General features: G+C 55.3%; 19 protein-coding genes, 1 tRNA gene and 2 pseudogenes. 9 read left to right on the forward strand and 13 right to left on the reverse strand.

Going from position 1 to position 19,977, the window contains the following annotated elements:
• The first annotated feature begins 74 nt into the window (after positions 1 to 74).
• Positions 75 to 2,585 (forward strand): DUF6600 domain-containing protein, encoded by a 2,511-nt coding sequence (locus tag BUB27_RS11750; protein WP_200797116.1) that lies wholly within the window; start codon positions 75 to 77, stop codon positions 2,583 to 2,585.
• Between the two features lie 154 nt (positions 2,586 to 2,739).
• Here BUB27_RS11750 and BUB27_RS11755 read toward each other — a convergent pair whose 3' ends face one another.
• From BUB27_RS11755 to BUB27_RS11775, 5 genes are all read right to left on the reverse strand, one after another.
• Complete coding sequence (locus BUB27_RS11755) at positions 2,740 to 4,116, reverse strand: PDZ domain-containing protein (protein WP_143184043.1); 1,377 nt, start codon at positions 4,114 to 4,116, stop codon at positions 2,740 to 2,742.
• A 42-nt stretch (positions 4,117 to 4,158) separates the two neighbouring features.
• Positions 4,159 to 4,614, reverse strand: coding sequence for a hypothetical protein (locus BUB27_RS11760; RefSeq protein ID WP_143184044.1), 456 nt, complete (start codon positions 4,612 to 4,614; stop codon positions 4,159 to 4,161).
• Positions 4,611 to 5,120, reverse strand: a complete 510-nt coding sequence (locus BUB27_RS11765; protein WP_143184045.1) for an RNA polymerase sigma factor — start codon at positions 5,118 to 5,120, stop codon at positions 4,611 to 4,613. The genes BUB27_RS11760 and BUB27_RS11765 overlap by 4 nt, the downstream gene beginning before the upstream one ends.
• Before the next feature lie 147 nt (positions 5,121 to 5,267).
• The gene (locus BUB27_RS11770; protein WP_143184046.1) at positions 5,268 to 6,230 is read right to left on the reverse strand and encodes a YheT family hydrolase; all 963 of its coding nucleotides are present in this window, start codon (positions 6,228 to 6,230) and stop codon (positions 5,268 to 5,270) included.
• 233 nt (positions 6,231 to 6,463) lie between these two features.
• Positions 6,464 to 7,180 (reverse strand): DUF2726 domain-containing protein, encoded by a 717-nt coding sequence (locus BUB27_RS11775; protein ID WP_143184326.1) that lies wholly within the window; start codon positions 7,178 to 7,180, stop codon positions 6,464 to 6,466.
• Between the two features lie 242 nt (positions 7,181 to 7,422).
• On the opposite strand from BUB27_RS11775, the pseudogene BUB27_RS11780 reads away from it, so the two are divergent.
• Positions 7,423 to 7,542: pseudogene (locus tag BUB27_RS11780) on the forward strand (integrase core domain-containing protein); the annotation flags it as partial.
• An 18-nt stretch (positions 7,543 to 7,560) separates the two neighbouring features.
• Here the strand turns inward: BUB27_RS11780 and BUB27_RS19235 are convergent.
• The 3 genes from BUB27_RS19235 to BUB27_RS11795 form a co-directional block, all read right to left on the reverse strand.
• Positions 7,561 to 7,779: an HNH endonuclease gene (locus BUB27_RS19235; protein WP_200797117.1), complete on the reverse strand. Its 219-nt coding sequence runs from the start codon at positions 7,777 to 7,779 to the stop codon at positions 7,561 to 7,563.
• Positions 7,780 to 8,074: 295 nt separating this feature from the next.
• Entirely contained in the window at positions 8,075 to 9,775 is a 1,701-nt protein-coding gene (locus tag BUB27_RS11790; RefSeq protein ID WP_143184048.1) for a TOTE conflict system archaeo-eukaryotic primase domain-containing protein, read from the reverse strand.
• An 18-nt stretch (positions 9,776 to 9,793) separates the two neighbouring features.
• The gene (locus BUB27_RS11795) at positions 9,794 to 10,840 is read right to left on the reverse strand and encodes a Fic family protein (protein ID WP_143184049.1); all 1,047 of its coding nucleotides are present in this window, start codon (positions 10,838 to 10,840) and stop codon (positions 9,794 to 9,796) included.
• A gap of 134 nt (positions 10,841 to 10,974) precedes the next feature.
• On the opposite strand from BUB27_RS11795, the pseudogene BUB27_RS11800 reads away from it, so the two are divergent.
• Positions 10,975 to 11,061 (forward strand): annotated as a pseudogene (locus BUB27_RS11800) (transposase); the annotation flags it as partial.
• 256 nt (positions 11,062 to 11,317) lie between these two features.
• On the opposite strand, the gene BUB27_RS11805 reads toward BUB27_RS11800, so the two are convergent.
• A tRNA-Ser gene (locus tag BUB27_RS11805) sits at positions 11,318 to 11,407 on the reverse strand.
• A 130-nt stretch (positions 11,408 to 11,537) separates the two neighbouring features.
• Between BUB27_RS11805 and BUB27_RS11810 the strand changes: the two genes are divergently transcribed.
• The 6 genes from BUB27_RS11810 (at position 11,538) to BUB27_RS11835 (ending at position 16,398) form a co-directional block, all read left to right on the forward strand.
• A complete protein-coding gene (locus BUB27_RS11810; protein WP_143184050.1) occupies positions 11,538 to 11,975 on the forward strand; it encodes a hypothetical protein in 438 nt (145 codons plus the stop codon).
• A gap of 406 nt (positions 11,976 to 12,381) precedes the next feature.
• The gene (locus BUB27_RS11815) at positions 12,382 to 12,828 is read left to right on the forward strand and encodes a MarR family winged helix-turn-helix transcriptional regulator (RefSeq protein ID WP_143184051.1); all 447 of its coding nucleotides are present in this window, start codon (positions 12,382 to 12,384) and stop codon (positions 12,826 to 12,828) included.
• Positions 12,829 to 12,952: 124 nt separating this feature from the next.
• The gene (locus BUB27_RS11820; RefSeq protein ID WP_143184052.1) at positions 12,953 to 13,612 is read left to right on the forward strand and encodes a purine nucleoside phosphorylase YfiH/LACC1 family protein; all 660 of its coding nucleotides are present in this window, start codon (positions 12,953 to 12,955) and stop codon (positions 13,610 to 13,612) included.
• A gap of 126 nt (positions 13,613 to 13,738) precedes the next feature.
• A complete protein-coding gene (gene ispE / locus BUB27_RS11825; protein WP_143184053.1) occupies positions 13,739 to 14,566 on the forward strand; it encodes a 4-(cytidine 5'-diphospho)-2-C-methyl-D-erythritol kinase in 828 nt (275 codons plus the stop codon).
• A 57-nt stretch (positions 14,567 to 14,623) separates the two neighbouring features.
• Positions 14,624 to 15,643, forward strand: coding sequence for a hypothetical protein (locus BUB27_RS11830; protein ID WP_143184054.1), 1,020 nt, complete (start codon positions 14,624 to 14,626; stop codon positions 15,641 to 15,643).
• A gap of 32 nt (positions 15,644 to 15,675) precedes the next feature.
• Positions 15,676 to 16,398, forward strand: coding sequence for a Dph6-related ATP pyrophosphatase (locus BUB27_RS11835; RefSeq protein ID WP_143184055.1), 723 nt, complete (start codon positions 15,676 to 15,678; stop codon positions 16,396 to 16,398).
• Here the strand turns inward: BUB27_RS11835 and BUB27_RS11840 are convergent.
• The 4 genes from BUB27_RS11840 to BUB27_RS11855 all read right to left on the reverse strand — a co-directional run bounded on the left by BUB27_RS11840 (position 16,391) and on the right by BUB27_RS11855 (position 19,879).
• On the reverse strand, positions 16,391 to 17,425 hold the full coding sequence (locus BUB27_RS11840; protein ID WP_143184056.1) for a UbiA family prenyltransferase: 1,035 nt from the start codon (positions 17,423 to 17,425) through the stop codon (positions 16,391 to 16,393). The two genes, BUB27_RS11835 and BUB27_RS11840, sit on opposite strands and share 8 nt — an antisense overlap.
• A 21-nt stretch (positions 17,426 to 17,446) precedes the next feature.
• A complete protein-coding gene (eboE, locus tag BUB27_RS11845; protein WP_143184057.1) occupies positions 17,447 to 18,634 on the reverse strand; it encodes a metabolite traffic protein EboE in 1,188 nt (395 codons plus the stop codon).
• Positions 18,635 to 18,791: 157 nt separating this feature from the next.
• Positions 18,792 to 19,589, reverse strand: a complete 798-nt coding sequence (locus BUB27_RS11850) for a TatD family hydrolase (RefSeq protein ID WP_143184058.1) — start codon at positions 19,587 to 19,589, stop codon at positions 18,792 to 18,794.
• A gap of 20 nt (positions 19,590 to 19,609) precedes the next feature.
• On the reverse strand, positions 19,610 to 19,879 hold the full coding sequence (locus BUB27_RS11855; RefSeq protein ID WP_143184059.1) for a hypothetical protein: 270 nt from the start codon (positions 19,877 to 19,879) through the stop codon (positions 19,610 to 19,612).
• Positions 19,880 to 19,977 lie beyond the last annotated feature (98 nt).

Consider the following 19,977-nt stretch of genomic DNA (forward strand, 5'->3'; position numbering starts at 1 on the left):
AAAAAGAGTGCTACATTGTGAATGGATCTGCTGTGTTTTGCGTCCAAGTGACAACGAAACCCAATAAACCAACCATGTACCCTTTAAAACGTTTTGCCTTGGTTCTCTGTGCCGGCGGTCTGATGACCTCTTGTGATGAGATGCCCAATAAGTTGCCCGAGGACAGTCACAGCCCGGACGACTCAGCGGAAGTCATCGCCAGCCAGCAGGCTGAGCTGGATGCGCTGAAAGATGAGAAACTTGTCCTCGAGGAAGAGCTGAGACTCCAGCGAGAGCGCCTGGACGGCATTGATAGCCGCTTGGCTGAAATGGACCGCGAGCCGCTCCCTGAGCCCATGCCGCAGCCACTTCCAGAGCCGGAGCCTGAACCTTACGTGGAAGAGCCTGCGCCGGAGCCCACACCTCCCCGGGCCATCGTCGTGGAGGAGGAGACTTACCCGGTAGTCGAGGATGGTCTGGGCATGTTCTATCGTGATCTCGCCCCCTACGGTGTCTGGTTTTATACCGATGAGTTGGGCTACGTCTGGCAGCCCCATGAGGCGCAGAACCCTGAATGGCAGCCCTATGTTGATGGCTACTGGGTGTGGACCGATGAAGGCTGGACCTGGATATCTAACGAACCTTTCGGCTGGGCCGTCTATCACTATGGCCGCTGGGCTTTGTTAGTCGACGACGGCTGGGTCTGGATACCCGGTGAAGTCTGGGGACCTGCCTGGGTGGACTGGCGCTATAGCGATGACTACATCGGCTGGGCACCCTTGCCTCCGGAGACGCTCGATTACAATGTCTACGTCACTTACAATGACTACGGCCTGAGCTGGAATTCTTACTGCTACGTGGAGACCCGTTACTTCGGTGTCGGCCGCAAGTACTCTAGGATCTCACGCCATCGCAATAGTCTGCTCTACAGGCTGACCCGCCACCTGCATGGCAACCGCCGCCACTATCACGAATGTGGTCCTCGTCTGGACTGGCTGAGCCATCGTCACGGAGGCCGCAGGGTAGCCCACTACAGGCTGGACCGTGAGCACCGCCATGACTGGCGCGGAGACCGTCGCCACCGTGTGGAGAATGGAGTCGTCCACCAGTACGCCCCGCAGCTCAAAGTCGACCACGACCGCAAGAAGCTTGATGGCGTGAAGCGCAAGCTGGACAAAGTCCGTCTGGAGCGCCGCAAGGACTACGCAGACAAACTGCGTGCCCAGTACAAGGATGACAACAGCAGCCTGACCAAGAACCGCTTCCACCGCAGTGATTGGGACAAAGGTGAGCGCAAGCACCGCGAAGCCCGCCATGCCAATCTCGTGAATCTGAAACGCGAGCAAGACGAGCGCCGTCGTGGTGATCGCGATGACCGCAACCGCTCAGACCGCGATGCCGACCGCATCCGCCGTGAAGCTGCGGCCAGAGAAAGCAAGCTGCGTGAAGCTCGAGATAAACGTGAGCGCGAAGCCAGAGAGCGTGCTGAGCGTGAGCGCCGTGCTCGCGAGATCGCAGAACGTGAGAACCGAGAAGCCAAGGAGCGTGCCGAACGTGAGCGCAAGATGCGCGAAGAACGTGCGAACAAAGACGCCCGAGAGAAGAACGACCTGCGTGCCCTGATCAAAAAGAAACAGGAAGAAGAAAAGCGTAAGCTCGAGGAGAAACTCAATCGCGAAAAACGCGATAGCGATCGCCGCAAGGAAATGGAGCGCAACCAGCGCGAGGAAGACGAGAAACGTAAGCGTGGCGAAGAAGAACGCCGTGCCCGCGAAGAAGATGCCAGAAAGCGCGGCGAGGATAGACGCAAGCGCGAGATGGAGGACCGTCAGCGTGAAGGCCGTGAGAAAGCTGAGCGTGACCGCGAAGGCAGAGAGAAAGCCCAGCGCGAACGCGCCGAACGTGAGCGTGCTGAGAAAATCCGCGCCGAGCGTGAGGCCCGTGAAAAGGCAGCCCGCGAAGCCAAGGAAAACGCCGCCCGCGAAGCCGAGATGAAGCGCAAGGCCCAGGAAGAACGCGAACGCAAGATGCGCGAGGAACAAGAGGCCAAAAAGCAGAAAGAGGTGAAGAGTATTCGTGAGCTGTTAGAGCGAAAGAAGGAAGAGGAGAAACGTCAGCGCATGGAGAAGCTCGAGCGTGAGCGCCAGCAAAAGGCAGAGCGTGAGGAACGCGCCAAGGCGGAACGCAAGGCACAGGAGCGCGCCCAGCGCGAGCAGCAAGAGCGCGCCGAGAAAGCCCAGAGTGCCCGTGAAGCCCGGGAACGTCAGGCCCGCGAACAAGCAGAGCGCGCCGCCAAGGAACAAGCCATGAAAGCCGAGCGCGCCAAGGCGGAGCAAGAGCGCCGCGAACGCGCAGCCAAAGAGCAGGCCGCCCGTGAGGCCCAGGAGCGTGCCGCCCGGCAGAGAGCGGAGCGCGAGCGCCAGCAGCGTGAGGAACAGCAGCGCCGTGCCCGCGAACAGCAGGAGCAGCGCGAACGCGCCGAACGTGCCCGCCAGGAGCAGCAGCGCAAAGCCGCCGAAGAACAGGCCCGCCGTCGCCAAGAACTTGAGCAGAAGAAACAAGAAGCCCGCGAGCGCCTCAGGAATAAACTCAAGAAGACACGCTAAGCCCAATCAAGAGGCGCATCCCAGCCGTCCACGATACATCTAACAATCAAATCTCCAGTAGAGATCAATGGAGCTTTTTGCCAGTGAAGGGATAGAATAAAAGCCTCTGGTTAGACCAGAGGCTTTTATTATGAAGTGAAGAGCTTGCGGCTGTTTACTCGTTCTCTTGTGGCCTGGCTGAAGGGAGACTGAAGACGGGGCCGAGTGCCTTGGCCAGCTCCTTGCTGAGTTGCTCAGCGTTTGCCACCTCTTTCTCCTTGAGTACTTTCAAGAGCGTTTCCTGCACCGTTTGGTTTTGAATCACCATCGGGGTCACTGAGTCCGTAGTGAAGGCTGCGATTCCTGAATGCACCATGACTTCAGAATCTCCGGTACCCCAGTTCAGGGCATTGGCCTGGCCTAGGGGGATGACTCGTCCGCGCTGGTTCTGGATCTTGCCATCGGGTGTGACGAGGGAGAAGAGAGTCTCATCTTGTATATTTGTGTAGTTCTTGGTGAACTGGCCATTCTCATCTACGAGCTGATGCTCGCGTAGGATCTTGCGGTACTGATTTGGAAGAGCGAGGAATTGTGTCTGGTTATTGAGTTCGAATGTTTTCTCTCCCTTGGCCGACCGGATGATCACGTTGTTTTTGTCATCTGTGGACTCAATGATGAGCATTTCTTGCTCGATTCCGGGGACTCGGAACATAGCAGACTTTGGAATCACCTGCGTCATTGCGTTCTGATTGGTGCTGATCTCCTTCAGGGCTACGGTGGCCAGGGACTTATTGCCCTCTCGTAGGTACTCCACCTGCACCGTGTCGTCGGCCTTGAGGCGCTGCAAGACGGAGATGATGGTTTCCAGCTTATCAGTTGGTACCTGATTGACTGAGGTGATGATGTCTCCGGCTTGGAGTCCGGCCTTATCGGCAGGGAGACCTGGAGATACCGAGTCGATAATCACCCCGGACTGGATACCCAGATGCTGCTTCAGCTTTGGTTCGATCTCATTGATCGCCACGCCCATGACCAGTCGCTTGCTATCGATCGCGTTGAGCCGGATCGTAGGCTGTGGGGTAGCTGGCTTGACCTCATGCAGGGAGACGGAGACCGTGGATTGCTTGCCTGAGCGCAGGTAGGTCAGCTGCAGGGTGTCTTCGGGTTTGTGCTTCTTGGTGAGTGAGGTGATGTCTACGAGCTTGTTGATCTTTGTCTGGTCAATGGCGGTGATGATGTCCCCGGCCATGATTCCGGCCTTGGCGGCGGGCATTCCCGGAGCGACTTGTTCTACCAGGACGCCAGAATCAATACCGAGTTGCTGTTTCAGTCTTTGGTCGATTTCAGAGGTGTTGACTCCTATGATCAAACGCTGGCTGCTGGCATCGTCGAGCTGGACGGCAGCGGCGTAGTAGGTGGCATCACCTGGCTGTACTTGCTGGAGGGCCACAGAGCCGTCCTGCAGTATTGTGTACTGGATAGTAGGCTCCTCGGCGTGAAGCATCGGGCTCAGGGCCGCGAGCGTGAGTGCGATTTTGTGAGATGTCTTCATGGTTCTAGTTTTTGGTTGCTGGTTGTTTGTTTGGGTTGGTGATTAGTAGATAGTCACCGGGTTGGCGGTGACGGTATCGATCTGTTTGTCCACCTGGATGGTCTCTTTGGTAGCTGGATTTTCGAAGGTGATCCGGTAGGTTGTGGCCTGCTGCTGCAGGTGGATGGGAGTACTGTTCTGCAGGCGTACGTAGCGATGGCTGGTCTCGGTGGAAATCGGCTCATAGGATACGGGGCGGAAGCCGGAGGTCTCCGCTTCTTGCTGGCTGATCTGCACGGGCTGAGCCGGGGCTGGATCTGTAGCCGGATCGCTGAGGAACAGGGCAAGGGTGAGGGCGGCGGCCACGGCGGCGATCCAGGGGAGGAAGGGCAGCACCTTGCTTTCTTTCCGGGGTGCTTGCATTACCTCCAGGATGGTCTGGCGCAGCTGGGGGGGCAGCTGCTTCGGGGCAGCGGCCTGGATGCGTTTTTCCAGTTCGGATAAATGGTCTGAGTTCATGTGGTCAGTGGTTTGAGAGCAGATTCTAGATGCAGCAGCGCCAGCTGGTAGCGCGCGGCAGCGGTGGATTTCGGGATGTCGAGAATCTCGGCAATGTGCTGGAAGGTGAGTTCCCCCCAGAGCTTGAGGCTGATGATTTCGCGTAGCGGTTGGTCGAGCTCGGCAATGGCGCGGTTTACGAGATCGTGTTCCTCGCTCTGGGAAAGCTGTGGCGTGGTGAACTCTGGCTGCAGTGCGGGATCCTGCTGCCAGGTCTCCTCCCGCTGGCTCCGGCTCTGGGATGAGCGGCCCAGATCGATGGCGCGTTGGCTGATTTTCCGGTAGGCGAGGGGGAGATCAGGTGTGGCGCTGGGAGTGGCTTTCCATAGTTCCAGGATGACATTCTGCAGCAGGTCCTCGGCATCCTGGTCGGATCGGGTGATCTGTCTGGCGTGGGCGAGAAGTCGCCAGCCGAACTCGTCGATCCAGGTGGTCCAGGCATGGTGATGGTGCGTCGCGTCAGTCATGATCTCTTCACCCTTAGAAGCGTAGCCCTGAGCGATCTGTCCCAAAGAAAGGCGAAAAAAAGTTTTCCTGAGTGGTTTCTAGGGTGATTCGGGAAACAAGGAGCCCGCGAGCGCCTCAGGAATAAACTCAAGAAGACACGTTAGGGATCAGGAGTTGAGGAACTCCAGCACCCGGGCCTCGGCCCAATTCTGCCTTTGCCAGGGACTGCCGAATCCCACGTGCCCGCCCTGGCGGGTCACCTCCAGATAGAAGTGCTCGCTCCGGAGTGCCTCCTCATGGGGATAGCATCGCTCGCCGAGGAAGGGATCATTCGCCGCCTGCACCAGCAGGGTGGGGATGCGGATGTTTTCGATGAATGGGCGCGAGCTGCAGCGCTCCCAGTACTCCCGCGCATCGCGGAAGCCATGCAGGGGCGCCGTGTAGGCATCGTCAAACTGTTGAAAAGTTTCCATACGCAGCCCGGCATCGTGCTCGGGCAGCCCGGGGTGCAGCTCCCGCTTGTGCTCCACCTTCTCCATCAGGCTGCGGAGGAAGCGCCGCATGTACAGTTTCCGGTTCCACCAGGACTCCAGGCTCTTGGACGAGCAGCTCAGATCACAGGGCACGGAGAAAGTCACCGCCCGGTGCAGCTGCGGCGGCAGTTTTTCTCCCAGTTCGCCCAGCAGCTTGAGCGTGATGTTTCCCCCCAGGCTGAATCCCACCAGATCCACCTGCTTGGCAGGGTGCGTGGCCAGCGCATGATCCAGCACCCGCTTCAGGTCGTCGCTCACCCCGCTGTGGTAGAAGCGCATCAGCCGGTTCATCTCGCCACTGCAGCTGCGGAAGTTCCAGGCCAGCACATCCCAGCCCGCCTGCCACAGCGCCTCCGCCATCGCCTGGACGTACATCACCTTGGAGGAACTCTCCAAGCCGTGGGAAAGAATTGCCAGCTTGCCGCGGCCCTCGCGCCGCCAATCCAGATCCAGAAAATCCCCGTCCTCCAGCTCCAGCCTCTCCCGCTCCCTCGTCACCAGCCTTGGCCTCCTCAGCACCGCCGGAAGGATCGTCTGCAAATGCCCCCCCGGCATCCACCAAGGCGACTGATAAGCAGAACGTTCAACAATCGGCATACCCTATGCCTTACTGCGCGGAAGAAGGAAGGGCAAGGGTAAGGTGGGGGAGGTAAATTTCAACAGGACGATGAAACGCGCTGTTCTGGACGCGCATCTGTTTGGTTCACGACAGGATGACCAACTATAGCAAGGTATGGACACACAGACCTCTCCCTCAGTCACCTCGTTCTCGTGATGAAGAGCCTGTGAATGGTGGCGAGCCAGTTTCATAGTTTTTTTTCCCGGGCACTCTATCTCGTTAGCGTGTGACGGCATTTCGGATAGGCTGAGCATCCCCAGAATGTTTGTCCGGAATTTGGTCCGCGCTTCGCCATACGTTCAAGCATCGGACTACCGCATCGTTCACACGCAGGTGCAGTCTCGGCGTCCGCTTGGTTTCCCTCGGCATAGGCTTCCTCGTTGATTGGAGTGGAATCAGTCGTCCCCAGAGGAGAAGGTGGAGATGATTCTGCTTGTGGATCCATGGAGAGGTGTGGCGCAAGCTGGAGGCGTATCTGTTCCGGGTTATAGGCTCTCGCTGCCGGGATACGAATCAAGGGAAGCCCGGCAGTCACAAAGACTTGATCGACAAAGGTGTCACGTGCCTGCCTGTCTGGCTTTTGGTGTGATGCATCATCCAGTTCAATGGCGACGAGTGGATTCATCGTGGCTGTGTCGCAGATGACGAAGTCGATATGCTTCTGACTGATCTTACCACGGGCACTCAAGTTGATGTGCGGCTGCCGGACGAAGAATAGGTCGGCCAGATTGACCTTGGTGAGTAGGTGGTGATCGGGAGAGAGGGTATTGCGAACGACATGGAAAAATGAAATCTCAGCGTGGCTGAGGAAGTCGTCACGCCTTGCATAGGGAAGTTCTTCTTGAGCAGAGGCATCTACAGCTTTCCTACCAAGAAAAGGTGCGAGTAGTATACCAAGGCAGCCAGATTTATTCTCGTTAGCGGGCATACAGTACAGTTATTTTTTTCTAACAATATTGGCAAGCTGAACTTGATGAGGCCTGTAAAGTGGAGGTTCAGAACCCGCTTAGTTGACTCGTCCCTCACGCCACCGGCAAGATCGTCTGCAAACGCCCCCGGCATCCACCAAGGCGACTGATAAGCAGAACGTTCAACAAGCGGCATACCCTATGCCTTACTGTGGGGAAGTAGGAAGGGCTAGAGTAAGGTGGGGGAGTAAGTTTCAACAGGACGATGAGACGCGCTGTTCTGGACGCGCACCTGTTCGGTTCAATGACGGAGGTTCGTGACATGGTCCACGTCTGGATGACCAACTACAGCGAGGAATGGATACACAGAACGCTCAACTAACAGAAAAAGAGAAAACTCTCATTTTAATCTACCCCCTTGGCGGGGAAGTTTACACGTCCAAATCATATCGGGGTTTGAGGCTATCAATGAACGATCCATCGCCCTGTGATGATTCTTACAGAGGGCGATGCCGTTACGTGGGTGGTCATCTTGGCTTTCGGCAAAAGGAATGATGTGGGCGGTATCGACAACGGTATGGCCTCCTGGGAGGCGAATACGTAATCCACAGGGGGCCACCGATTCACCTGAATGAAACTGGTTGGAAGCCCTGAAAGCGGGGCTTGTGGACTCATCGACCGAAATTTCAGAAATAACAGGATTTTCATCGGGACGGGTGCGTCAAATTATCAGATTGATCAATTAACCACCTGAAATCCTTGCCCACTTCAAGTCTTTGGAGGGGGCAAAATCGTTAAGGGGCTTCTCAGAAAACAAGCTGAGAAGGATTGTTGCGATGAAGTCAGAGGATAAGCTGGAATATTTTGAGAGTGCTTTCGGGGTCAAAATCAGGGGCTAACTTGGTTCACTCGGTTCAACGAGTGAAACCAAGCACTTCCTGTTCAGGATCGTAAATTTCATAACCCATGGAGGAATAACCTTTCATCCGTTTTCTGAACATAGAGGCAAACATAGGAGCATTATCATCCACAATATCCTTTACGGCTCCCTTACGATTGAGACTTTGGATGATGGCAATATCAACTTTCTTTGTTGGCTTATTCTTTCCTCCGCCAATTTGACCAATTTCTTTGGGATCAATGTCCAGAAATGTTGAAATGCGGGCTTTCCATTGATCTAGGAGCTGTCTGCGATGCACGATAATGAGAGTATTTGTTTTTCTCCGCGCGATGATATTTGCCGCTACGACTGTTTTACCAAAAGCAGTTGCTGCACAGATGATACCCTCGTCATATTTCATTACCGCTCTGACAGCTCTTGTTTGATCCGAACGAAGCTCTCCTTGGAATTTTATACTAAGAGGTTCTCCCCCAAAGCGTTTGTCTTCTGTTAATACCTTTATCTCGTGAGTTTCGCAAAGTGTTTGGAGATCTTGAAGGCAACCACGGGGTAGAGCAATATGCTCAGAAAAATCCTCAGCACGGTGGACAAGCCGAGGTATGTTGGAGGTGGAAAATTTCATCGCCTGAGCTTGGTAGAATTCCGGATTATGAAATGCAGCAAGACGAATGATCCTGTTGATCAGAGCTGGAGGTAAGCTGGCTTTTTCAATGAAGAGCAGATTTGCCCGAATTGCTTTCACCTCTTCAGGCAGAATGCCGTCCAATGGTTCAGAGCAAAAATGCTCGGAAGGTTTTAGCTCCCAAGGTCTCTCAATTTTATCTCCATCTTCAAATCGATGACGCAGTCCGAGGAGATCTCCTGAAATATTGGCGACAATATCTTCAATCTGAAACGCAGTCATTTTTCTGACACCACCCAGATAAGCCCACTGGTCCTCGTAAGGAGTAAGATTTCGGTCAATGAAGACGCTACCTCCTTGTTGCCTTGGAATTTTTTGTAATGGTAATGCAATGAGGTTGCCGAAGCCACCTTTGGGCAAGGTGTCCTGGCTGGGAAAAAATCGGTCATAGGAATCAAGCCCCATTTCGGGACGTGATTCCATGGCATGGGTTAGGATCGCCGATCCCAGTTTACGAGCAAGTGAAGATTGAATAGGTTCACGAAAGAAAATCCACACGTGGCCTCCATTTCCGGAGCGTGATCGTTCCAAAGATGCAGAAACCCCCAAAGCATCGCATGAATTCAAAAACGCTAAACAGTCTTGTTGCCAAGATTTCTTGTCAAAATCAGCAGCAAGAAACCAACACCTGTCATCTTCTAAAATAGCGTATATTCCCATCGTGATCTTACCACTGAGGTGGTTGTGGATTACATGATTATCGACAGGTAAATACTGCCGTTCCTCCTTGGGCACAACTTCTCCCCAGTTTCTGTGATAGACAGGTGCATATCCGGCAGTGCCTTTCTGAGGGTTTTCCCAGCGAACGGAATAAACATCTTCCCGTCCACGAAAGAGTTGTCTGAAAAATTTGACCTTCTCATCTGAAGAAGAATGATTGTCTATAGACGAAGCACAGGTTTTATGCGGAGGCTGGGCTGTTGTCTTGGATTGGTAGTGGTTCAATTGCCTGTGAAGATCAGAATTTTCCTTCGTCAGACGTTTACACTCGGCTTCGAGCTCACGAATTCTGGCTTTTAATGGCTCGAACATGACTTCACTCCAGCAATTTTATGGGGCCACCTTGTAGCGTGTGGATCTTCCTTTCCCTTCAAGAATAAGCAGACGTTTATCGACCAGAGAAGAAAGTGTTCTTTTCATTGTGTTTCTGTTGGAATCCGTCAAAGCAACCATTTCACGGTTACTCAAACTATTGTGCTGCTCAAAAAGTGACAGGATTTCAAGTGCCAGAGGAGATAAGTCACTCGCCTGCATGATGCGATGGTCTTCCACTTTCCGAGCTAGAACCTCGCATTGTTTTGACAAAGTCCGCAGGAAGAAGACGATCCAAGCGTTCCAGTCTGGCGTAGTCTTAAATGATGTTTGCGTTGTTCTCAACGCTCTGTAATAGCTGTCTTTATTTTCTTCAATAATCCTCTCAATCGAGGCATATGGAACATACTCATACCCTGATTGAAGCAGAAAAAGTGTGGTGAGTGCCCGCGAAAGTCTGCCGTTTCCATCTTGGAAAGGGTGGATTGCTAGAAACCGGACAATAAAAACACCAATCCTCAGCAAAGAGTGAAGCTCATTGGACTGCCGCGTAGCTAGCTCCCATGCAAGGAGTTTCTTCATGTGTGCAGGAGTGTCGAAGGGGCTTGAAGTCTCAAAGACAATGCCTATCTGCTTACCATCGGGGTCGAAGGCTGCGACATGGTTATCCAGAGTTTTGTATGCTCCTCGATGGCGTTCATCCTTTGTAGAGTGTACTAACAAAGTCGAGTGTAGCTGAAGCAAATGATTTTCATCTACATTGAGAAATTCCCAAGAGTCAAAGATCAGATCCATGACCTTGGCGTAACCAGCGACTTCCTGTTCATCCCGGGAAGTGAATTTCTCAATTTCAATGTTAGCCAGCAGGGTTTCCACCTGAGCATCAGACATTTTGGAGCCTTCGATCCTTGTGGATGAACCCACACTCTCAATGGTGGCTGTTTTTCTGAGTTGTGTCAGACGATCACGGTCAATAGCTCCCAATGCCTGCCAACGTCCCTTGAACTCATCAATCGAAGCGATCAACTGGAGGATTTCTGGTGTGATATTAACTGTGACTTCCATGATGAACCATTAAATGACCCAATTATGCCCAAATAAACTCTATAATCAAGAGTTCAGCAGCGAAAAGAGGTTGTTACGGAGAAAGCAGGTGTGAGCTTCGTAATTGTAGGTAAAAAGGAATAAATTGGCCATTGAAACAAATGAAACTGATCCAGCGACGCGCCTACGGATTTAGAAACTTCGAAAACTACCGGCTGCGGGTCATCGCCCAATGCGGATAAACTAACAAACAATGAATCACAAAATGCCCTGTCCCCAAACTTTGGTGTAGACCCCCACAGCGTGCTGCAGTCGGGTCATGGCGGGCCGGGAGGGATTGCCAGTGATCCTCACAGGCTCTGCGGTTTGCATGTTGCGCCTCACGCAACATGGGAGGGAGGATTTGGCGTGATGCACGCCATGGCAGTCGAACTGCGTTCTCATCCCTCAGGCCCGTATACCAAAAAAGCCATCCAGATGGATGGCTTCTTTTGGAAATGGCGGGCCGGGAGGGATTCGAACCCTCGATACCGTTTCCGGTATACTCCCTTAGCAGGGGAGCGCTTTCGACCACTCAGCCACCGGCCCTCGGGGTTCGTCGTCGAACTGCCGAGAAAAGATCATATGCGCTGGGATACGTCAACCCTACGAATGGGAAAATGCTCATTTTTCGGTGACGGGGCTTGCTGGGGCGGGGGATGCTGGTTAGATTGCGGGCATGCGTTTGAGGCTACAATTTTTGGTCCTGGGTGTACTGGCGGGTTTGTTCGCGTCTTGTGCTCAGGATGTTGTGGAGGTGGAGGAGAAGAAGCCGGAGGTGAAGCAGGATAAACTGGTGGGCCGGGTGGCGTCTGTCTACGGTCAGGAGGGGGATGGCTATATTTTGATCCAGCGCTACGGCTCGATCGCGGTGGAGGGCGACAAGGTCTTTTATGTGCGCAGTGCGGCCAACCAGATGACGAGCCTGAAAATGACAGGCGAGCGGCTGGGGCAGTACGTGGCGGCGGACATTGTGAAGGGTGCTCCCACGGTGGGCGACCCGGTGTATCTGCGCGAATTTGAGGATACGGGGGCGGCGAGCTCGTTGGATCACTCGGCCACGGGCTTCACGGCGGATGCGCCGGAGAAGAGCCCGTTCAAGCCAGCGGGGCAGTAGCCGGTAGTGCCACGATCAGGAGGCTACAAGGCCCGCTTTAGGCAGATGTGCGGGGATCCTGTGTCCATGACGCTGGTTTTTTTACTGGCTCGCTCCTGTGTTTGCAAGGCATTTAGGATGATCGTGTTCTCTATTTTTTGTCCTCTGGGAAGAGATTTTTTTATTTCGGCTTTGCGTAGCTCAAAATTTTGAGCCGGGTGGGGGTCTAAAAAAAAATATTTTGTGTAAGTGAGCGCCAAAACTTTAAAAATTAGGGGTTTGGAGCGCTTCAGATATTAATTGGATATGAATATTTTGTTAAAATTAACAAATGATATTGATTTTTTTTAAAACTTAAGGGTAGTATGGGCCAGCTTCGAAATGGTTTCGGAGCCAAAAAAGGAAAAAACCTAACGAAAGCGCTAACATGAAATCACCCTCCACTACGAACATGGTCTCGGGTCTGGCAGAAGCTGAAAGGCTCGCGGATTTTGTTCTCTTCACGCAGCGCTCTTGCATACTAAATCTGGCCTCCGAGCTGAACCGAGGAAACATTTCTTTCCCGCAGTTCTTCCTGATGGCGTATCTCTCCAGTGAGGATTACCTCACGATGTCAGATATCGCCAAGAAGATGGGCCATTCCACGGCGGCCGCGACAGGTCTAGTGGACCGTCTCCAAAAGCTGGGATACGTAGAGCGTGTGCATGCAGCTGAGGACCGCCGTAAGATCATGGTACGCATTACCAACAAGGGCACCGAACTGGTGGCCCGCATGCGCCGTGAAATTGCGATGAACCTCGCGGATATCATGTCCGAAATGGATGAAGAGGAAGCAGACACATTCCGTCTGGCGAAGTCTAAGCTCGCCCTGTAGACCGAAGTCTGATTTCACTAGTTTTGAAATCAAAGCGCACTTGCTCGGAAGCATGTGCGCTTTTTTCGTATCTGGGCGGTGGGGTGATTGCTTTTTGTTGGGAATGCCAATACCTTGACTGGAGATGAGTGAGCCCTACCTGAAGCATTTGAATGAACACCCAGCTGTGGACGCCTGCTTTGTGGGCAGGATTCCGGGGGTCGAGGTGGATCACGATCGTGGCATGACGCTGCAGCGGCTGAAGCCCTATCACCAGGAGAAGGTGAAGGCGCTGGGCTACGACTGGGACAAGTGCTGGCGCGCCGAGCAGGTGCACGGCGGCGGTGTGGCGGTAGTCCGTGGTACCGGAGCCCATGAGGTGGCCGGGGTGGATGGCATTATTTCCAATGAGCCTGGCGTGATGCTGGGGATCTATGTGGCGGACTGCGGGCCGGTGTATCTCTACGATCCGGTGAAAAAGGTGATCGGCCTGGTGCACTCCGGCAAGAAGGGGACGGAGCTGAATATCGTGCGCCATGCGATGGCGCTGATGCGCGATGAGTTTGGCTGCGACGTGACGAAGATGCGGGGAGCCCTGGGCCCTTGTATCCGCCCGCCGAAGTACGATGTGGATTTCGCGGCGGAGATCGTCCAGCAGGTGAAGGAGGCCGGCATGCCGGCGGCGAATTTTGTGGATTGCGGGATCTGTACGGGCAGCGACCTGGAGCACTACTACAGCTACCGGATAGAGAAGGGAGCGACGGGCCGCATGCTGGCGCTGCTTGGTCTCAAGGACCAAGCATAGAGGCTGAGCTGAGGATCAGCTGTAGCCGCTTGCCCCTGAGGCTGTAAGGACTGTGCGTAAATTGTTCTCAGGGCAGCAGCCGGTGGTGGCCAAATGCCCTAACATGCTGTATAGAACTAATGAGATATGGCGACGCACAAGGAGACAGCTAGGGCGAAGGTGAATTTAACTCTCAGAGTTTTAGGTAAGCGTGAGGATGGATTCCACGCGCTTGAGACCCGCATGGCCCCTGTCAGCGTAGCCGACGAGCTTCTCATCACTCCGGCGGATGCCTATGAGCTGGTCTGCGATGTGGAGGGAGTGCCGCTGGACGAGACGAATCTGGTCACGATGGCGGTGCGCATTTTCCAGCGCGAGACGGGCAAGGACTGCGCCTACCGGGTAGAGCTGGTGAAGCGTATCCCGCACGGGGCTGGACTGGGCGGCGGCAGCAGCGATGCGGCGGCTATGCTGCGCGCGCTGAATACCCTGGAGGGGACGAATCTCCCGCACACCGCGTTGGCGGACATGGCGGCGGAGATCGGCAGTGATGTGGCTTTCTTTGTCTTTGATTCCGTCTGCGACTGCGTGGGCCGCGGTGAGCTGGTGACTCCGGTGCAGTGGGACTACAAGGTGGATGCGCTACTGCTGAAGCCGAGCTTTGGCGTATGTACGCCGCATGCCTATCAGGGCTGGCAGCAATCCCAGGAGATCAAGGGGATCGACTACGCGCCGCAGCACTTCGATTGGGGGGAATTTTTTAATGATCTGGAGCGTCCGGTGTATGAGAAGCATCGCTTCCTGCCGGAGCTGAAGATGTGGCTGCTGGAGCAGCCGGAGGTGGAGGGCGCGCTGATGAGCGGGTCCGGCTCCACGATGATCGCCATTTTGAAAGGCGATGCCGAGGCACTGAAGAAACGCGCGCTCAAGGAGATGGATCCTACGATGTGGGTGGAAAAAGTCGTCATCGGCTAGCTTGGGGAGTTTTACGATTGTTATTTCCCGGGTTCATGGTGAGCATGTGCAGCGAAGATGGCTTACACGGAAGAGAGAGCATTTGAACTGGTCAGTGCCGCGCATGAGCGAGGCAGGTTGGGACATGCTTTTTTGATCACTGGGGATGCAGTGGCTGGCGGCGAAAGGCTGGTGGCGCGCATGATCGAGATGGTCAATGGCGGTGATGATGATGTGACCTCCGGACTGGATCTCTTTGGTGAAGCTCCACCGCCGGAGCCGAAGACTCTGGATGAGCTGGAGGGCGATCTGGTCAGTGTAGTCAGACCGGAAATGAAGTCCCGCCGCATCAGTGTGAAGCAGATGCGTGAGCTGGAGAAGCGCATGTATCAGTCCTCCGAGCGCGACAAGTGGAAGATCGGCGTGGTGATCGATGCCGACCGCATGGGCGTGGAGGCCGAGAATGCTTTCCTCAAGACTTTAGAAGAACCACCGGACCGCTGTCTGATGCTGCTGGTGACCAGCAGCCCTGAGCGTCTGCTGCCGACCATCCTTTCCCGCTGCGTGCGTCTGCCGCTGATGACAGAAGAGGCGCGCGAGGAATACGAAGGCGAGCGCGATCTGGTAGAGGCGCTTTCCCGCATTGCCAAGAATGGCCTGGGCTCCGTATCCGGTGCGCTGACCATCAAGGCGGCCTTTTCCAAGCTGCTCGACAAGCGCAAGTCCGCAATTTCCAAGGCGAATGATTCCGCCTACAAGGATGAGGTAGCGACCTACAAGCAGACCACCGAAGGTGACTGGCTGAAGCGCCGCGAGGAATACTACAAGGCGCTCACCGAGAGTGAGTATTTGTTAGAGCGTTCCCGCTACATCGATATTTTGATCGGCTGGCTGGGCGACGTGGTCCGCGCCAAGGTGGACGTGGAGACTCTGGACTATCCCAAGCAAGCCGCCGTGACCAAGGCCGTGGCCGAGACTGAGGATCTGGAAACCCTGCTGCGCCGCATGGAGGCACTGGAGAAACTGCGTGGCCTGCTAGAGACCAACGTCAGTGAGCAGCTCGCGCTGGAAGTCGGCTTCATGAAAGCCTTTGGCTAGACTTTCCTAGCAGCTTACCTAGCTTCAGCCTTATGAGTACGGCGTGGATGCATTGGAGTGGCGGCAAGGATTCGGCCTTTGCCTTGGCGAAGGTTTTGGAAGCAGCGCCGGGCAGTGTGGCTGGATTGGTGACTTCGATGAGCGAAGAATTCCGCCGGGTGTCCATGCACGGGGTGAGGGAGGAATTGCTGGATGCGCAGGCCGAGCGCCTGGGCTTGCCGCTGCAAAAGCTGCTGATTCCGAAGGATGCCAGCATGGCGGCTTATGGTGAGATGATGCAGCGGGAAATGGCCGCACTGCGTGAGCTAGGCGCGGAGACTTGCGTCTTCGGCGATATTTTTCTGGAGGATCTCAAGGCCTACCGCGAGAAGGAAATGGAAGGCTGCCAGCTGAAGTGCGAGTTCCCGATCTGGAAGCTGACGGATACGCAGGAGCTGGCGCGGCAGATCATCGAGAGTGGCGTGAAGGCGAAGATCGTCTGTGTGAGTGGCAAGTACTTTGACCGCAGCTTCCTCGGCCGCGATTACGATCTAGATTTCCTCAACGCGCTTCCCGAGGGAGTAGATCCCTGCGGGGAGAACGGCGAGTTCCATACCTTTGTCTACGACAGCCCGCTCTACCACTCAACGATCGAAATTCGTGAAGGCGAGGTGAGCGACCGCAGCTACACGCCGGGTGAGGGGGACGAGGATTGCGACTGCTGCAAGACCTGGGATACCGAGTTTTATTTCCAGGATCTGCAGCTTGTTAGGTAGCCGGAGCCCAGCGCTGCAAGAGGAGCGCGAGCAGGAAGAGACCAAGTACGATGAAGAAATTCTCCCAGCCTGAGAGGGCGATGAAGAAGGCATCGAGCAGGCAGAAACCGGCCAGAGACATGGAGACGAATGCGCCTTTGTTAGGCTTCAGCTTGATGAAGGAGCAGGTGTTCCAGATAAGGTAGTTCGCCAGAGCTACGAGGATGATGGGTAACGTCTCTACATGGAGAAGCAATTCGGCTGCTTGCGGGAGCTTCTCCCAGAAGTCGCTCTCGAACATCGCCGGGATGAGCATCCAGAGCGGGAGGATCAGCATGGTCGGGATGAGGACCTTGCGCCAGGTGATCGGCTTGGGCGAAGACTCGCTACGCGCCACGGAAGCGAAGCAGATCGTGTAGGCGGCGACGGTGGCGGCGAAGGTAACGAGGATGCCGTCTAGCATTTCTGTCAATGGATGCCAGCCGGAGTTAGGAATGAAGCTGGCTTCCTGATCGATGCAACTTGCTGCCATGGCCCCGCCAAAGATGACCAGGCAGAAACGGCAGGCTCCAATGAGCGGTAGTCCGTACCAGGGGGATTTCTTGTGCAGCCAAGAATAAAGAACGATGGCGGCCACCAACAAGGGAATGGCAAGCAGGTGCAGCCAGGATTCCGCGCGTTGCTCGGCCGGGATGAGGCCGTGGGTGATGATGAAAGGAATCACGGACCCCAGAGCCAGCATGGCGATGGCTCCGGTGAAGACGCCTTTGCGGGAGAGCACGCCGCTGGGGATAGGGCGGTCTGGCTTGTGCTGCTCATCAAACTTGGCATCGATGGCATCGCCAAGGAAGCAACCGCCGACGTAGAGTAGCGAGGCTGCGATGCAGGTGATTAACAGCGGAAGCCACATGTCGAGGGTGTGGGTGACAGTGACGAGGTCTTTGCGTTCGGGGTTTAACCCGAAGATGATGACGAAGGCGACGAGGACATTGCTCCAGACTGTTGGCAGGTTGGAGATGCGACCGGTGGCTAGAAGTGCTTTGAACAAAACAGGGAGAAGCTGTTCGGTTTAGGCGAGCTGGTCAAGCGTCCAGAGGTATTCCTCAGTCAGCTGGTCTTCGATCGGCTTCTGCATGTCCTGCGGCAGTACACCCCAGGTGTAGGTCTCCATTTCCAGATGGGAGCAGGTGAGCGGGTGATCCTTGAGGTAGGCGAGGGTGGCCTCCGCGTAGTCGCGGGTGGAGCCGAGTGGCTTGGCGGGGTCTGCGTAGAGCGGGATGTGGAAATGGACGCGGGCCTCGCATTCCTCGCCAAGTACGAGCTTGCCGGAATCGAGTTCTTCAAAGAACTCAGGCAGGTCGCGGTGGCGAGTGATTTGCCCACTGTCATCGCGGGTGATGACCTGGTGCAGGTAGGTTGGCTCGTCGAAGGACTTGATGGCCTGCAGGGCTTCGGCGTCGCTGGCATTGATGGCGATCGCGTTGCTGAGGTGGATTTTGGAAATGCGGATCTTGGCGTCGTGCAACTTTTTTAGGGAAGAGGCCGCGTCCTCGTACTCGAGGGCAAAGTGGCAGGTGTCGTAGTTCAGGCCGATGCGGCGGTGAATGAGGGTGACGTCGTGATTGTGCGAGAGAGCCCAGTCATTGAAGCGATGGAAGAAGTCGAGCGTCTCCTGCAGGTTCTCGAAATGGCCGAGAGGTTCCGGCTCGAGCCCGAGATGGAGATCTTTCTCATACTCGTGGGCGAGGAGGTCGATGTGCTTGGCGCAGGCGTAGAGGTTCTCGAAAATGATTTTCTCCTTGGCACCGAATTCCTTGAAGGAGCCCGGCAGGGTGGAGACGGAGCCGCCGCATTCCTGCGGGGCGAGCTCGGCAATGATATTGAAAAGCTGAAGCGTGTAGCTGAGGCGCTCGGGTGTGGTCCAGTCCGGCTGATAGACTTTCTCTTTCACGCGGGTGCCGTGGAAAGCGCCGTAAGGAAAGCCATTGATCGTGTAGACGTAGGTGTTGGTCTCCTTCAGCCAATCGATAAAGCAGTCCAGGTTGTCTCCCTCTAGCAGCTCGTCAGCAGCCTCGGCTGAGAGGCGTAGTCCGAGTGCGAATCCGGCGTCCTTGTCCGGCACCTTGCCAGTGGCTTCCACCTGGTCCCTGACCTTGAGCGCGTGAGTTTCCAGCGCATTGAAGGTCGCCAACCAGGATTCGGCCGGGTGGATGTTGGTGCAGTAGGAGAGGTGGAACTTGGACTGGTAGACTTTCAAAGCGAGAGATTCTGGTTGTTAGCAGGGCTGAGGTGATTCTAGCACCAGATACGCAGAATACAGATCGTTTTTTCCAGTCCTTGTCCAAGATCTGCGTCTGCATCCGCTAAGCGGCAGGCCTGCGCTTGCTAAACAGTCGGTGAGAAAAACTTCGACCCTAGAGATCGAAGTTCTTGCACTGGCGCAGGAAGGTGCGCGGGTTGTCGTAGATGACTTTTTCGATGCGATCGTCAGTGTACTGGCGCTTGCGCATTTCCATGGCAGCCTTGGCGACGGCGAGGGGATCCGAGATGCCCCAGTCGCAGGCGGAGTTCATCCAGATGGTTTCGTTGCCGAATTCCTCAAGGATATCGATGGCGCGGGCCGGGGTGCACTTGGACTCAGGATAGAGGGTCATGCCTGCCCAGAATCCGGCGTCGAGCACGAGTCCGGCGGTGTGCTCCTCCACGTGGTCGATGATGATGCGGGTCGGGTCGACCTGCGCATTTTTGAGGGAATCGATGATGAGCTTGGTGCCCTTCAGCTTGTCCTCAAGGTGCGGGGTGTGGATGAGGATGGGGAGATCGTACTTCTTGGCGAGCTCCACGTGCTCTTCAAAGATGGCGAGTTCGCTGCGGGTGTTTTTGTTCAGACCGATCTCACCGATGCCGAGGACGGTCTCGCGGTCCAGGAATTCCGGGATGATCTGCATGACTTCACGGGCGAAGCCTGCGTCTTCCGCCTCCTTCGGGTTGATGCAGAGCCAGCAGAAATGCTTGATGCCGAACTTGGCCGCGCGGGCGGGTTCATACTGGGTGAGCTGGCAGTAGTAGTCGTAAAATCCCTGAGGTGATGAGCGGTCGAATCCGGCCCAGAAGGCTGGCTCACAGATGGCTTCGCAGCCAGCCATGGCCATTTTCTGGTAGTCGTCCGTGGTTCTGGAAACCATGTGACCGTGTGGCTCAATGTACTTCATATCAAAATCTTTGTTAGCGATTAGCTGTTCTGAGGAGCTCCCCAGGCGGCCTTCATATTGGATTTCTCGGCTGGTTCCTCGCTGTGGTCTGAGAGGGCTTCCAGGACGGCGGCGGCTTTCTTGCCGGGCTTGGCATCCAGCATGGCCTGCAGCGCTTTTTCAAATGCCTGGGCGCGGAAATCAGGCTCTCCAGCGTGGCGCTCAAGGCGGTCCAGATAGGCGGCAATCTCGATCAGATCGCGCCTTGCGGGCATGAAATAGAGGTCAAGGATGTCCTTTTTGTCAGGCATGTGGAAAACCTAAGCGTGATAGAGCGGCTGCGCACGTAAGAATTTCGGGAATTCGGTCATTTTTGGAATCCGAAACATAAAATGCTAAAAAAACAGCA

The sequence above is a fragment of the Rubritalea squalenifaciens DSM 18772 genome (assembly GCF_900141815.1).
Classification (GTDB): domain Bacteria; phylum Verrucomicrobiota; class Verrucomicrobiia; order Verrucomicrobiales; family Akkermansiaceae; genus Rubritalea; species Rubritalea squalenifaciens.